This is a genomic window from Streptomyces sp. NPDC050485 (assembly GCF_044458185.1).
In the GTDB taxonomy this organism is placed as follows: Bacteria; Actinomycetota; Actinomycetes; order Streptomycetales; family Streptomycetaceae; genus Streptomyces.
In genome coordinates this window covers 39,163-53,358 of the sequence record NZ_JBITHR010000005.1, presented here as the reverse complement: position 1 = coordinate 53,358, position 14,196 = coordinate 39,163, and the positions used below count along the sequence as shown (strand labels likewise).

Here is a 14,196-nt window from a genome sequence, read left to right as displayed (position 1 = left end):
CCTCCACCCTGATCTCGCCTGGTCCCGTCCGGTCCCGACGTGATCTCGTCTGACCCCGCCGCCCCTGCCTTTCCGTCGTGAAGGGAGCACCTCCGTGGCCACCGCGCCCCGACCCCGCACCTCCACCCGCGACCCCGAGGACGTCGGCCGCCGGCTCACCGCCTGGCTGGACGCCCGGCTGCCCGGCGCCCGGGTCATGGACATCCGGGTGCCGTCCTCCAACGGCATGTCGAGCGAGACCCTCCTCTTCGACATCGAGCACCCCGAAACCCCCGTCCGGGCCTGCGCCCTGCGGCTCGCCGCCGACCCGGCCGCGTACACCGTCTTCCCCGTGTACGACATGGCCCGCCAGTACCGCGTGATGCGTCTCGTCGCCGAGCACACCGACGTTCCCGTGCCCCGGGTTCGCTGGCTGGAAGAAGACCCCGCGCCGCTCGGGGCGCCGTTCTTCGTGATGGACCGGGCCGAGGGGCGCGTACCGCCGGACGTCATGCCCTATACGTACGAGGGGAATTGGCTGCACGCGGCCACCGACGCGGAACGCGCCCGCCTCCAGGACGCCACCGTCTCCGTGCTCGCCCGGTTGCACGATCAATTCCCATCCAGGGAAGCCGAGTTCCTGCTTCCGGAGGGAAAGGGGTCAGCGCTGAGCCGTCACGTGGGCGCCCAACGGGATTACTACGAATGGGTGATTGACGGCGTTGCGCGATCGCCGCTCATAGAGTCGGCCTTCGACTGGCTCGACGCGCACTGGCCCGAGGACGAAGGCCCCTCGGTACTCAACTGGGGCGACGCCCGCATCGGAAACATCGTCTACGGCGGATTCGACCCCGTGGCGGTGCTCGACTGGGAGATGGCCGCCTGCGGACCGCGCGAACTCGACCTGGGATGGACCGTCTATCTGCACCGCTTCTTCCAGGACTTGACGGTGAGTTTCGGCCAGCCGGGCCTCCCCGGCTTCCTGCGCCGCGACGACATCGAGCGCCACTACGCCCAACTCACCGGCCACACCCCGCGCGACATGGAGTTCCACACCCTGTACGCGGCGCTCCGGCACGCCGTCGTCATGCTGCGGATTGCCCACCGGCAACTGCACTTCGGCGAGGTCGAACCGCCCTCGGACCCGGACGCACTGATCATGCACCGGGCCAGTCTGGAGGCCATGGTGCGCGGTACGTACTGGAGTTGAGGATTCCGGCGGCTCAAGCGCGCTCAGGGGCGGTCAAGCGGGCACAGGGGCCGGACGCGCCTCGGCGGCGCCCGGCCCACCGGCGGGTTCGCGCGCTCAGGCGGCGCGGCGCATCTGCGGCACGCGCATCGGGCGCGAGCCCGGGCCGCCGACGTGCGAGAAGGGCTGGGTGCGCCAGTCGAGCCCCTGGGGAAGCGTGAGCAGCAGCGCGGTGTCCTGCTCCTGGACGTCGAGCGACTCGTCCGCCGCCTCCGCGTCCCCCGCGGCACGCCCGGTCCCGGCACACACGGTCAGGACGAACGGGTTCCACGGGCTGGGGCACAGCGCGTGCTCGGGCAGCTCGTCCTCGTCGGCGAGCAGGGCGATCGGCTGCCCGCAGTCCGGGCAGATCACCCGGTACATCTCGAAGGTGTCGTACGCGTCGAGCGAGTCCTCTTCCTCGACTTCCTCGCTGAACCCGCCGATATCGACAGGCTCCGGTTCGGCGCGTTCGCGTTCCGTACGTCCGGTGCGCTTGGGATTCTGCATTGGGACACTCCCCCTCGGGTGGGCCGGCATGTGCGCCGTGGCCGCGACCAAAGCAAGCACTTCCCGCCATGCCCGGGAGGTAACCGCGCGGGCCCCCGCGACCCGTCCGCAAACCTGTGGTGTTCGTCACATGCCGCCCGCAGGTGCCGATTCCCGCGCCGTCCGACTGTGCCGGAAGCGACCCGGGGCAATAGGTTGATCGCCATGGAGGAGCTGGACCGTCAGATCGTGGATCTGCTCGTCAAGGACGGGCGGATGAGCTACACCGACCTGGGCAAGGCCACCGGCCTGTCCACCTCGGCGGTGCACCAGCGGGTACGCCGTCTCGAACAGCGCGGGGTCATCCGCGGATACGCGGCCGTCGTGGACCCCGAGGCGGTGGGCCTGCCGCTGACCGCGTTCATCTCGGTGAAACCCTTCGACCCCAGCGCCCCCGACGACATCGCGGAGCGCCTGGCGGGCGTACCGGAGCTGGAGGCCTGCCACAGCGTGGCCGGCGACGAGAACTACATCCTCAAGGTCCGGGTGGCGACGCCGCTTGAGCTGGAGCACCTGCTGACCCGCATCCGCACGTTGGCCGGAGTCTCGACCCGTACGACCGTCGTCCTGTCCACCGCGTACGAGGCACGGCCGCCGCGCATCTAGTACGAAGCACGGCCGCAGCGAATCCGGGGGGGCTGTCCGGTGGGTCGCGACCCGGTGCCCGGTGGGTCGCGACCCCGGCCATGACCCATCGGACACCGCCCTAGGCTGTCCTCCATGAGTTCCGCAACTGAAGAGACCGCCCACCGCACCGTCCTGCTGCGCGGGGGCGACGTGCACAGTCCCGCCGACCCCTTCGCGACCGCAATGGTCGTCGAACGCGGACACGTCGCCTGGGTGGGCTCGGAAGGCGCCGCGGACGCCTTCGCCTCCGGTGTCGACGAGGTCGTGGACCTCGAAGGCGCCCTGGTCACCCCCGCGTTCACCGACGCGCATGTGCACACCACCGCCACCGGCCTCGCGCTGACCGGCCTCGACCTCTCCGCGGCCCGCACCCTCGCCGAAGCCCTCGACTCCGTACGCGCCCACGCGGCCGCCCGCCCCGACGACCGGGTGCTGCTCGGCCACGGCTGGGACGCCGCCCGCTGGCCCGAGCGGCGCCACCCCTCGCGCGCCGAGCTCGACGCGGCCACCGGCGGCCGCCCGCTGTACCTGCCGCGCATCGACGTCCACTCGGCCGTCGTCACCACCGCCCTGCTCGACCTGGTGCCCGGCGTCCGCGACCTGGCCGGATACCGCGACGGCGAGCCCCTCACCGGCGCCGCGCACCACGCGGTGCGGGCCGCCGCCCACGGCGCGATCACCCCGCACCAGCGCGCCGAGGCCCAGCGCGCGGCACGCCGCCACGCCGCATCGCTCGGCATCGGCACCCTGCACGAGTGCGGCGGCCCCGACATCTCCGACGAGGATGACTTCACCTCGCTGCTCCGGCTGGCCCGCGAAGAAGCCGGGCCGCGGGTCTTCGGCTACTGGGCCGAGCGCGTGGCGGGGGCCAAGGACGCCGATCGCATCCGCGAACTCGGTGCTGTCGGCGCGGCCGGCGACCTCTTCGTGGACGGCTCCCTCGGCTCCCACACCGCCTGTCTGCACGCGCCCTACGCCGACGCCCCGCACACCGGCACCGGCCACCTGGACGCCGCCGACGTGGCCGCCCATGTGGCCGCCTGCACCGAGGCCGGGCTCCAGGCCGGCTTCCACGCCATCGGCGACGGCGCCGTCAGCGCGGTCGTGGCGGGCGTCCGGGCCGCCGCCGAGCGGGTCGGCCTCGGCCGGATCAGGGCCGCGCGGCACCGCGTCGAGCACGCCGAAATGCTCACCCCCGCGACCATCGCCGCCTTCGCCGAGCTCGGCCTCACCGCCTCCGTGCAGCCCGCGTTCGACGCGCTGTGGGGCGGCGAGGCGGGCATGTACGCCGAGCGGCTCGGCGTCGAGCGGGCCCGCACCCTCAACCCGTACGCCGCCCTGCTGCGGGCCGGAGTGCCGCTCGCGTTCGGCTCCGACTCACCGGTGACCCCGCTGGACCCCTGGGGGACCGTCCGCGCGGCCGCCTTCCACCGCACCCCCGAGCACCGGATCTCGGCGCGGGCCGCCTTCACCGCCCACACCCGGGGCGGCTGGCGTGCGATCGGCCGGGACGACGCGGGCACCCTGGTGCCGGGCGCCCCGGCCGACTACGCGGTCTGGCGCACCGAGAACCTCGTGGTCCAGGCCCCGGACGACCGGGTGGCCCGCTGGTCCACCGACCCGCGCTCGGGCACCCCGGGCCTGCCGGACCTCACTCCGGGCACCGCGCTGCCGGTCTGTCTGCGCACCGTGGTGTTCGGACAAACGGTATTTGCGCAGCCAAACGAGTGACATAGGGACATTTCGTACCGTTGGTGGACGGCTGTCACGGCATCGCCACGACCTGCGGATCTTCGTCACTGACCTGGCGATTCGCAGAAACGTCGCAGCTCAAACGGCTGTTGACAGAAAGCGGCCAGGGGCCGGTAGGTTCGGCCGAGTCCACCACAGGACGTCCGACCGGTTAAGCCTCCACGCAGTCGTCGAACGCCGCTGGGTCATGGGGTGGTGTCCCGCACCGGTACACCACCACTGGGAGCCAGGTTCAGCGCCCGCGCCTCGGGGGCGAGGGAAGGTTTCAGCCGTGCGGGCGTCCCCCCTGGCCCCGTGCGGGCCCAGGGGGCGGTGCGACCCGGGTGGGGCCCGGATGCTCAGTAGACAACGGCTTTCGGTCGACCCGCAGCCAGCGGGTCCGAGGTCGGCCCGAAGGGCACCGGGCCCCCGTACCGACCCTTCCGCGACATCCGGCGATTCCGGCGTACCGACGCTTCCCCGACTTCCGGCATTCCGGCGGATCCCCACCGCCATCCGGGCGCATCCGACACCACCCACCCTCGCGGTGCGGCCGGACCACGACCGCTCGCTATGGTGGTCACCTGCGTACGGACAATAAGGGGCAGCAGTGAACGACGGCGGTCAGAGGCGGTACGGCCCGCTGGGCAGAGCCTTGGTGATCATTCCGACCTACAACGAGGCGGAGAACATCAAGCCGATCGTCGCCCGCGTCAGAGCGGCGGTCCCCGAGGCCCACATTCTGGTCGCCGACGACAACAGCCCCGACGGCACAGGCAAGTTCGCGGACGAGATCGCGGCCGATGACGACCAGGTGCACGTCCTGCACCGCAAGGGCAAGGAAGGCCTCGGCGCGGCCTACCTGGCGGGCTTCCGCTGGGGCATCGAGCACGACTACGGCGTACTCGTCGAAATGGACGCCGACGGCTCCCACCAGCCCGAGGAACTGCCCCGGCTGCTCACCGCCCTCAAGGGCGCCGACCTGGTGCTGGGATCGCGCTGGGTGCCCGGCGGGCGGATCGTGAACTGGCCCAAGTACCGCGAGTTCATCTCGCGCGGCGGCTCCACCTACTCGCGGCTGCTGCTCGGCGTCCCGATCCGGGACGTCACCGGCGGCTACCGGGCCTTCCGCCGCGAGACCCTCGAAGGCCTCGGCCTCGACGAGGTCGCCTCCGCCGGCTACTGCTTCCAGGTCGACCTGGCCCGCCGCGCGGTCGGGGCGGGCTTCCACGTCGTGGAGGTCCCCATCACGTTCGTCGAGCGCGAACGCGGCGACTCCAAGATGAGCAACGACATCCTGGTCGAGGCGCTCTGGCGGGTCACCGCCTGGGGAGTCGGCTCGCGCGCCAATAGACTCCTGGGCCGCAAACGCTCATGACCAGCGCGTACTGATCTCCTCCTTACGCCGTACGGATCGGCTCCCAGGCACACTGGGACCATGACGACCGGCACTCCGCCTCCGACAGTTCCCAAGCGCTCGCGCGCACGCACCTTCGTACCCCTGGGGATCGCCGCCTGGCTGGTCCTGGAGATCTGGCTGCTCACCGTGGTGGCCGGCGCCACCAGCGGCCTCACCGTTCTGCTGCTGCTCATCGGCGGCTTCGTGCTCGGCTCGTACGTCATCAAGCGGGCCGGGCGCCGCGCCTTCCGCACGCTCACCGAGACGTTTCAGCAACAGCAGTCCGGGGCCGCCCCGGCCGCCGCCCAGAACGGTGGCGAGGGCAACGCCCTGACCATGCTGGGCGGCCTTCTGCTGATCATCCCCGGGTTCCTGTCGGACGCGGTTGGGCTGCTCTGCCTGCTTCCGCCGGTACGGAAGTTCGCGGCCCGCTTCGCCGAGCGCTCGCTGCAGAAGCGGATGCGCACCGCCCCGCCCGGCAGCTTCGGCGACGCCTTCCAGCAGGCCCGCATCCACTACCCGGACGGCAAGGTCGTGCCGGGCGAGGTCATCCGGGACGACGCCCCGCCCTCGTACCCCTCGCGCGACGACCGGGGCCCCCGCCCGCCGCTGACTCCCTGACCGCAGGCAAAAGCTGAGGGCCGGTCACACCAGATGGTGTGACCGGCCCTCAGCTTCTCTGCGCTGTGTCGCCGAACTGCGCGACTAGGCGGACTTGCGGCTGTCGCGCGGATGCACGGCAATGTTCATGGTGCCGGAACGAAGGACCTCCAGCCTCTCCGCCAGAACCTCCTCCAGCTCCTCGCGGGTGCGCCGCTCCATGAGCATGTCCCAGTGCGTACGCGCGGGCTTGCCCTTCTTCTCTTCAGGGCCGTCGCCGTCCACCAGGAGTGCGGGGGCCCCGCAGACCTTGCACTCCCACTCCGGCGGGATCTCCGCCTCCACCGAGAAGGGCATCTCAAAGCGATGTCCCTTCTCGCATGCGTACTCCACGGCCTGGCGCGGGGCCAGATCGATGCCGCGGTCGGTCTCGTAGCTGGTCACCACGAGGCGCGTGCCGCGAAGAGCTCGCTCACTCATGAATCGTGCCTCCCGGGCTTGTCGCCCACAGGACAGGTGTCACTGTCGTCGTCATCCGGTCAACGTCCGGTCGGCGGTAAAGATTCCCGTTCTGGGTCATGCGTCGCCGTCGTGCCGCCCCTTGTTGTACCCACCAGTGACCGGTTTGTCACATCTGACAGCAGATGTCACCCAGCGTCTTCACTACTTGAGCACGCAGTAACGGTCCGCCTGGCAGGCCAAAGGCGTACACTACCGGCCTTTCACTTCAACGTCTAAATCCGCGCCGGAACCGGGTTCCCGGCGGCCGCCACGGCGGCCCGTACCGGCACCCGGGCGAGCAGGACGAATCCGGCCGCGAAGAACACCACCAGCGAGATGATGGCATCCCGGTAGCTCCCGGTCAGCTGATACGCGAGACCGAACACCAACGGTCCCAGCCAGCTCAGGCCCCGGTCGCTCATCTCGTAGGCCGAGAAGTACTCGGCCTCCTTGCCGCTCGGCACCATGTGTGAGAAAAGCGACCTCGACAGGGCCTGGCTGCCGCCGAGCACCGTCCCGATCGCCGCCGCGAGCACGAAGAAGAGGACCGGCTGCCGGGCCGGCAGGAAGTAGCCGACCCCGAGGATCACCGCCCAGACCGCGAGCGAGCCCAGAATGGTGCGCTTCGCGCCGTACGTCTGCGCCATCCGCCCCATGGTGAGCGCGCCCGCCACCGCCAGGACCTGCACGAGGAGCACGGCGACGATGAGCGTGTTCTGATCCAGGCCGAGCTCCTCGGACCCGTAGATCGAGGCCTGCGAGATCACCGTCTGCACACCGTCGTTGTAGATGAGGTACGCGAGCAGGAAGGCGAGCGTCAGCGGACGGGCCCGCATGTCCCGCAGGGTCGCGATCAGCTGCCGCCAGCCCGCTCCGACCTTCCCCTCAGCCGCCGCCACCGCCACCTTGCGGTCGCGCAGCCGCCTGAGCGGTACGAGGGTGAACGCGCCCCACCAGACCCCGGCCGATGCCAGGCAGATCCGTACCGCGGCCGACTCCGACAGGCCGAAGCTGTCGTGCCCCGAGTAGAGGATCAGATTCAGGACCAGGACCCCGGCGCCCGAGGTGTACCCGAAGGCCCAGCCGCGCGAGGAGACCCGGTCGCGTTCCTCCGGGCCCGCGATCTGCGGCAGATAGGCGTTGTACAGGACCATCGACACCGAGAGCGAGGCGTTCGCCACGATCAGCAGGACCGCGCCGAGCAGATAGCGGTGCCCGTCCAGGAAGAACATCCCGGCCGTCGCGGTCGCACCCGTGTAGGCGGCGGCCGCCAGGAGCGGTTTCTTACGGCCGCTTCGGTCCGCGGCCGCGCCCACGATCGGCATGAGGACCACCGCGAGGATCACCGAGGCGGACACGGCGTACGCGAAGAGCGAGCCCGCGCGCACCGGGACGCCCAGCGGATGAACGAAGCCGTCGGGGTCCGCCGCAGACTTGGCGATCGAGGTCAGATAGGGGCCCACGAACACGGTGAGCACGCTCGTCGAATACACCGAGCAGGCGAAGTCGTAGAAGTACCAGCCGTGTTGCTCCCGCTTGCGGTCGGCCGTGCTCACCGGCTGATCCGCCCGGTCAACGGTTCCAGCGCTCAACCCGCGCCCCCTCGCTCGTCCCCGTACGCGAGCGGTGGCCGCCGGGTGGTCAGTGCCAGACTCCCCGGTCGGTCAGTACCGTGCGCAGTGTCTCCAGATGATCGGTCATGATGCCATCCACGCCGAGGTCGAGGAGCGCCCCCATCCGATCGGGATCATTGACCGTCCAGACGTGCACCTGCAGGCCGAGCGCGTGCGCGGTGCGCACGAAGCGGCGGTCCACGACCCGGATGCCGCTCTGGCTCTCGGGCACCTGGGCGCTGACGGCGCCCGCCCGCAGCGGCACCGGGATCCCGTAGGAGCGCAGCCGGAGGGCGGCGACGCCCCGCACGCCGTACGAGGTGGCCAGGCGCGGTCCCGCGAGCCGGTGCGCCCGCGCTACCCGGGCCTCCGAGAACGAGCCGACGCAGACCCGGTCCCAGGCGTCGGTGCGGCGGATCAGGTCGAGCAGCGGGACGAGCGCGGACTCGGCCTTGAGGTCGACGTTCCAGCGGGCCTGAGGGAAGGCCTCCAGGAGCTCCTCGAACAGGGGCAGCGGCTCACGGCCCGCCACCCGGGCCCGCCGCACCTCGGCCCAGGGCAGCTCGGCGATCTTTCCCCGGGAGTCGGTGACGCGGTCGAGCGTCGGGTCGTGGAAGGCGACCAGGCGCCCGTCGGCCGTGGTGTGCACATCGGTCTCGAAGTACCGGTAGCCCGCCTCGGCCGCCCGCGCGAAGGCGGCGGCGGTGTTCTCGACGCCGTCCGCCGCCCCGCCGCGGTGGGCGAACGGGATCGGCGTCGGATGGTCCAGATAGGGGTGGCGTACGCGAGTCACCCGGGAAGTATGGCGCGCTCCGGTGTCGGCCCGGCGACGGCGGTGCTGCCCGCGGGTGCCGCGGATGCGACCGCGGGGTCGCCTTCCGGGGCGGGGCCCGATGCGCTTTCCCCGGCCGTCTCGGGTTCCCCGGCCGTTTCGGGGATCGCGAAGATACGGAGGAAGAACTGGGCGAGCGGCCCGATCGCGAGCGCGTAGAGGACCGTGCCGATACCGAGCGAGCCGCCGAGCAGGAAGCCGGTCGCCACGACGACCACCTCAAGTGCCGTGCGGACGAGCCGGATTGAACGTCCCGTCGCCTTGTGCAGGCCCGTCATCAGGCCGTCGCGCGGACCGGGGCCGAAGCGGGCCGAGATGTAGAGGCCGGTCGCCACGCCGTTGCAGACGATGGCGGCGGCGGTCAGCGGAACCTGGGCGAGCAGACCGTGCACATCGGGGACCACGGCGAGCGTCCCGTCCATGAAGACGCCGATCGCGAAGACGTTGGAGACGGTGCCGAGCCCCGGCCGCTGCCGGATGGGGATCCACAGCAGCAGGACCGCCGCGCCGACGATGATGGATATGACGCCCATCGAGAGGCCGGTGTGCTTGGCGAGACCCTGGTGCAGCACTCCCCACGGTTCGAGACCGAGCCCGGCGCGGACCAGCAGCCCCGAGCTGACGCCGTACAACGCGAGACCGACGTAGAGCTGCAGCAGCCTCCGCGTGAGGTGCGTGGACAAGATGATTCCCCCTGTGTGGTGATAGTGGACTGACTCATGACACTCTGTGGCGGGGAAATGGACTCCAACCATGGCCAATTCGAGGAAGGTGGACTGACTTTCATGGCTCAGTGGACCTCGGCGATCGGGCCCGCCCAGCTCGCCCTTCAGCTCAAGGCGCAGCAGCCCCGCCCGGCCGGTGCGGGAGTGCGCAAACCGCCTGCCTACCGGGCGCTGGCCGACGGCATCCGGCTGCTCGTCCTCGAAGGCCGGGTCCCGGCCGCCGCCCGGCTGCCCGCCGAGCGCGAACTGGCCGTCGCCCTGTCGGTGAGCCGCACGACGGTCGCCGCCGCCTACGAGGCGCTGCGCGGCGAGGGCTTCCTCGAATCGAGGCGCGGCGCCGGCAGCTGGACCGCCGTGCCCGCCGGGCATCCGCTGCCCGGCCGCGGCCTCGAACCGCTCCCGCCCGAGCAGCTCGGCTCCATGATCGACCTGGGCTGCGCGGCCCTGCCGGCCCCCGAACCCTGGCTGACCCGGGGAGTGCAGGGCGCGCTCGAGGAGCTCCCGCCGTACGCCCACACCCACGGCGACTACCCGGCCGGTCTGCCCGCGCTGCGCCAGATGCTCGCCGAGCGCTACACCGCGCGCGGCATCCCGACGATGCCCGAGCAGATCATGGTGACGACGGGTGCGATGGGGGCGATGGACGCCATCTGTCATCTGTTCGCCGGACGTGGTGAACGCATCGCCGTCGAATCACCCTCGTACGCCAACATCCTCCAGCTCATGCGCGAGGCGGGCGCCCGACTGGTGCCGATCGCCATGGCCGAGGGGCTGACCGGCTGGGACCTGCCGCGCTGGCGCCAGGTGCTGAGGGACGCCGCGCCCCGGCTGGCCTATGTCGTCGCCGACTTCCACAACCCCACCGGCGCACTCGCCGACGAGGACCAGCGGCGCCAGCTCGTGGACGCCGCGCGCTCGGCCGGCACCGTGCTCGTCGTCGACGAGACGATGAGCGAGCTGTGGCTCGACGAGGACCTGGACATGCCGCGCCCGGTCTGCGCCTTCGACCCGGCCGGAGCCACGGTGCTGACGGTCGGCTCGGCGAGCAAGGCGTTCTGGGCGGGCATGCGCATCGGCTGGGTGCGGGCCGCCCCCGACGTCATCCGCTCCCTCGTCGCCGCCCGCGCGTACGCCGATCTCGGCACCCCGGTGCTCGAACAGCTCGCCGTCAACTGGCTGATGGCGACGGGCGGTTGGGAGCAGGCCGTCGAACTCCGCCGTGTTCAGGCCCGCGAGAACCGCGATGCCCTGGTCGCGGCGGTGCGCCGGGAACTCCCCGACTGGGAGTTCCACGTGCCGCGCGGCGGTCTCACCCTGTGGGTCCGCACGGGCGGCCTCTCGGGATCCCGGCTGGCCGAGGTCGGCGAACGGGTCGGGGTCCGGGTGCCCTCCGGGCCCCGCTTCGGAGTCGACGGAGCCTTCGAGGGCTATGTCCGCCTGCCGTTCACGGTGGGCGGCCCGGTCGCGGAGGAGGCCGCGGCACGCCTTGCGGCGGCGGCCCGGCTGGTGGAGACGGGGGGCGGGTCGGGGGGTGCGGAGCCGCCACGGACGTTTGTGGCGTGAGGGGTTGGCGGTCTGACGGATTCTGAAATCCGTGAGCTGAAATCCGAAATCTGAGATCCGTCATCTCACCCTCGTCATCCGTCACCCCTCCGCCGGAACCGCCTCCTGCGCCGCCTCCGGGGGAGCGGTCTCCCGCGGAGCCGCCTCCACCGGTCCGTCGTGGGCCGGGAGGAGGTCCAGGACCGCTTGGCGGTGGGCCTGGGTCGTCGCGTCGTCATAGGGGTCCGGGGTCGCGGGGACCTGGAGGCGGAGCACCGGTCCCGCGCCCAGGCGGGCGTAGCCGCGGCCCGGGGGGACGTCGGGGGTGGGCGTGGTGTGCGGGGGGACGCCGAGTACCGACTCGATCTGGCCCCGGGAGGCGGGGCCCAGGACCACGCGGGCCCGGGTGTGGGAGCGTACGGGCTCGGTCAGGTCGTCCAGGGTGTCGAACTGTTCGGCGACGACCACCGTCACCCCGGCGGCCCGGCCGTGCCGCAGCGGCACCTGGAGCAGGTGCTGCGGGTCGGTGCGGCCGTCGGCGGCGGCCAGGTCGGCGAGGACGCTGGGGCGGTCGAGCAGGATCCACAGCGGCCGCTTGGTGTCCTCGGGGGCCGGATGGCCGGCCTGGCGGGCCCGGTTGGCGGAGATCAGCCGCCGCTCGGTCTCGTGCGAGGCCCATTCCAGAGTGGCCAGCGCCCCCGCGAGCCCGCATTCGATGGCGAGGACGCCCGAGCGGCCCGTCAGACAGGCGTACTCGCCGGTTCCGCTGCCCTCGACGATCAGCAGGTCGCCGTGTTCCAGGGCCTGCAGGGCGATGGAGCGGAGCAGGGTCGTGGTGCCCGTGCCGGGCTGGCCGACGATCAGGAGGTGCGGTTCGGTGGAGCGGGGACCGGTGCGCCAGACGACCGGCGGGGCGTCGTGGCGCTGCCCGCCCGCGGTCACCGGAACCGTGCGCTGCACGGCGTCGGCGTCGGTGAAGCCGAGGACGGTCTCGCCCGGGGAGGTCACGAAGCGCTGGGCGGCGATCGTGGTGGGCAGCGCGTCCAGGACGCTCATGACGAGCTGGTTGCCCTCCTCGTCCCAGACGAAGTGGTATTCGCGGCCGCGTCCCGACTTGGCGTGCAGGAGCTGCTCGATACGGGCGCGCGAGGCGGCCTCGCCGTCGGTGAAGTACGCCGGGTAGCGCACCCGGAGCCGGGTCGGGCGGCCGCCGTCGTCGAACTCGTACTCGCTGAAGACCGTGTCCCACTCCCCGCCGTGGGCGAAGAGCGGGGCCGGGTCCTCCGGGACGGAGAAGTACGGCACGAGCGCCTCGTAGAGGGCCTGGAGCCGGGTGAGCTCCGCTTCGTCGGGGCCGGTCTTGACGACCGGTTTCTCGCGGCCCTTCCAGGCGGCCGCGCCCATCACCGTGATCAGGGCGAGCAGCGGCCCGTACGGGATGAGCGCGACGACCAGGACCACGGCCGCCGTCAGGAACAGCGCGGGGCCACGCCGTTCCTTGGGGGTGGCGGCCCACTTGCCGCGCAGCGCGGCGGCGATCAGCCGCAGACCGCGGGTGATCGTGATGAGCGGATGGAGGACGTCGGTGGCGCTGTCGGCGGCCGTGCGCGCGATCTCGCGGCTGCGAACGATCGGTGCGCTGTAGCTGCTCAGAATGCGGGGGAGTGGTCGCCGGGCCACGTCGTTCTCCTGGTGTCGTTTGTGCAGTTGTACGCAGGACGGCGGGAGTTCAGAACTTGATCCCGCCCAGCAGGCTGGCCAGACTCGCGCCCCCGGCCGTGATGCTCGGGGCGATGGCGCTGCCCGCGAGGTAGAAGCCGAAGAGGGCGCAGACGACCGCGTGCGAGGCCTTCAGCCCGTCTTTCCGGAAGAAGAGGAAGACGATGATTCCGAGCAGCACCACACCTGAGATGGAAAGGATCATTTCGGGGTCTCCTGGTCGATGGGGACAGTCACCATGAGTTCTTCCAGGCTCACAGGAAGTATCTATGCGATAAAAGGTGCAAGTGGGTGAAATTCCCGCAATTTCACTGGAGTGGCGGATATGGAAAGCCAATCGGAGCGGCACACTGTGCGGCCGCCGCGCCCGTGGTCGTCACTCCAGGTGATCCTTGCCGCCGATCGGCCGCCTCATGTAGGCCGCCAGCCAGTACCCTGTCGATTCACTCGTACGGCGCTGTGGCCGTACGGGTTCGTTCCGCTGCCACAAAGGAGTCTGCGATGAGCGAGGACCTCGATCCCGAGGTGGTCGAGCTGGCGTCCAAGATCTTCGATCTGGCCCGCCAGGGAGATGCCGAGACGCTCGCCGCGTACCTCGACGCCGGGGTGCCCGCGAACCTCACCAATGACCGCGGCGACTCCCTCGTCATGCTCGCCGCCTATCACGGGCACGCCGAAGCGGTCGGCGCTCTGCTCGCCCGTGGCGCCGACGCCGACCGCGCCAACGACCGCGGCCAGACCCCGCTCGCCGGCGCCGTCTTCAAGGGCGAGGACGCCGTGATCAAGGCCCTGCTCGACGGCGGAGCCGATCCTTCCGCCGGGACGCCCTCCGCGGTCGACACCGCCCGGATGTTCGGCAAGACGGAGCTGCTCGCCCTGTTCGGGGCCAACTGAGCGTCCACCAAGCGTTTACGGGGGATCCACCGAAGAGCCCGCGGAGAGGGGCGCCGTAAATGTGGTCGCGATGGCGAAATGACTGGGTCATCATGACGTCGAACCCCTACATCGGGGGCAGGGTCCCTACATCGGGGACCACGACGAGAGGGCAGCACGATGGTCTACACCAAGCAGAAGACGGCGGGCGGCCCAACATGTTGCTGCGCGGCCTAGGGCAAGGCACGAATCCCGGTTGCGTCGACAGCTTGATGTGA

14 protein-coding genes are annotated in these 14,196 nt (G+C 71.3%); 7 read left to right on the top strand and 7 right to left on the bottom strand.

Annotated elements, in window-relative coordinates; genetic code table 11:
• The first annotated feature begins 94 nt into the window (after positions 1-94).
• Positions 95-1,189 (top strand): phosphotransferase family protein, encoded by a 1,095-nt coding sequence (locus ACIBK6_RS11995; RefSeq protein WP_399051082.1) that lies wholly within the window; start codon positions 95-97, stop codon positions 1,187-1,189.
• 96 nt (positions 1,190-1,285) lie between these two features.
• On the opposite strand, the gene ACIBK6_RS11990 is transcribed toward ACIBK6_RS11995, so the two are convergent.
• Positions 1,286-1,717, bottom strand: coding sequence for a hypothetical protein (locus tag ACIBK6_RS11990; protein WP_399051080.1), 432 nt, complete (start codon positions 1,715-1,717; stop codon positions 1,286-1,288).
• A 204-nt stretch (positions 1,718-1,921) separates the two neighbouring features.
• Between ACIBK6_RS11990 and ACIBK6_RS11985 the strand changes: the two genes are divergently transcribed.
• The 4 genes from ACIBK6_RS11985 (at position 1,922) to fxsA (ending at position 6,134) form a co-directional block, all read left to right on the top strand.
• Positions 1,922-2,362 carry an Lrp/AsnC family transcriptional regulator gene (locus ACIBK6_RS11985; RefSeq protein ID WP_399051078.1) on the top strand — a complete coding sequence of 147 codons (441 nt, stop codon included), beginning with the start codon at positions 1,922-1,924 and terminating at the stop codon, positions 2,360-2,362.
• A gap of 114 nt (positions 2,363-2,476) precedes the next feature.
• The gene (locus ACIBK6_RS11980; RefSeq protein WP_399051076.1) at positions 2,477-4,114 is read left to right on the top strand and encodes an amidohydrolase; all 1,638 of its coding nucleotides are present in this window, start codon (positions 2,477-2,479) and stop codon (positions 4,112-4,114) included.
• Positions 4,115-4,724: 610 nt separating this feature from the next.
• The gene (locus ACIBK6_RS11975) at positions 4,725-5,492 is read left to right on the top strand and encodes a polyprenol monophosphomannose synthase (RefSeq protein WP_399051074.1); all 768 of its coding nucleotides are present in this window, start codon (positions 4,725-4,727) and stop codon (positions 5,490-5,492) included.
• 60 nt (positions 5,493-5,552) lie between these two features.
• Positions 5,553-6,134, top strand: coding sequence for an FxsA family membrane protein (fxsA, locus tag ACIBK6_RS11970; protein WP_399051072.1), 582 nt, complete (start codon positions 5,553-5,555; stop codon positions 6,132-6,134).
• Between the two features lie 84 nt (positions 6,135-6,218).
• Here fxsA and ACIBK6_RS11965 read toward each other — a convergent pair whose 3' ends face one another.
• From ACIBK6_RS11965 to ACIBK6_RS11950, 4 genes are all read right to left on the bottom strand, one after another.
• Positions 6,219-6,593, bottom strand: a complete 375-nt coding sequence (locus tag ACIBK6_RS11965) for an RNA polymerase-binding protein RbpA (protein ID WP_053724453.1) — start codon at positions 6,591-6,593, stop codon at positions 6,219-6,221.
• A 254-nt stretch (positions 6,594-6,847) separates the two neighbouring features.
• Positions 6,848-8,206, bottom strand: coding sequence for an MFS transporter (locus ACIBK6_RS11960; RefSeq protein ID WP_399051070.1), 1,359 nt, complete (start codon positions 8,204-8,206; stop codon positions 6,848-6,850).
• Between the two features lie 49 nt (positions 8,207-8,255).
• On the bottom strand, positions 8,256-9,020 hold the full coding sequence (locus ACIBK6_RS11955) for a glycerophosphodiester phosphodiesterase (RefSeq protein WP_399051069.1): 765 nt from the start codon (positions 9,018-9,020) through the stop codon (positions 8,256-8,258).
• On the bottom strand, positions 9,017-9,742 hold the full coding sequence (locus ACIBK6_RS11950) for a YitT family protein (RefSeq protein WP_399051068.1): 726 nt from the start codon (positions 9,740-9,742) through the stop codon (positions 9,017-9,019). Before ACIBK6_RS11950 ends, ACIBK6_RS11955 begins: the two co-directional genes overlap by 4 nt.
• A 102-nt stretch (positions 9,743-9,844) precedes the next feature.
• Here ACIBK6_RS11950 and ACIBK6_RS11945 point away from each other — a divergent pair, with 102 nt between their 5' ends.
• Positions 9,845-11,347 (top strand): PLP-dependent aminotransferase family protein, encoded by a 1,503-nt coding sequence (locus ACIBK6_RS11945; protein WP_399051067.1) that lies wholly within the window; start codon positions 9,845-9,847, stop codon positions 11,345-11,347.
• 81 nt (positions 11,348-11,428) lie between these two features.
• Here ACIBK6_RS11945 and ACIBK6_RS11940 read toward each other — a convergent pair whose 3' ends face one another.
• Positions 11,429-13,006 carry a hypothetical protein gene (locus tag ACIBK6_RS11940; protein ID WP_399051065.1) on the bottom strand — a complete coding sequence of 526 codons (1,578 nt, stop codon included), beginning with the start codon at positions 13,004-13,006 and terminating at the stop codon, positions 11,429-11,431.
• Positions 13,007-13,055: 49 nt separating this feature from the next.
• Positions 13,056-13,250, bottom strand: a complete 195-nt coding sequence (locus tag ACIBK6_RS11935) for a hypothetical protein (RefSeq protein ID WP_399051064.1) — start codon at positions 13,248-13,250, stop codon at positions 13,056-13,058.
• 296 nt (positions 13,251-13,546) lie between these two features.
• Between ACIBK6_RS11935 and ACIBK6_RS11930 the strand changes: the two genes are divergently transcribed.
• Positions 13,547-13,939, top strand: a complete 393-nt coding sequence (locus tag ACIBK6_RS11930; RefSeq protein ID WP_399051062.1) for an ankyrin repeat domain-containing protein — start codon at positions 13,547-13,549, stop codon at positions 13,937-13,939.
• The last annotated feature ends 257 nt before the right edge of the window (positions 13,940-14,196 follow it).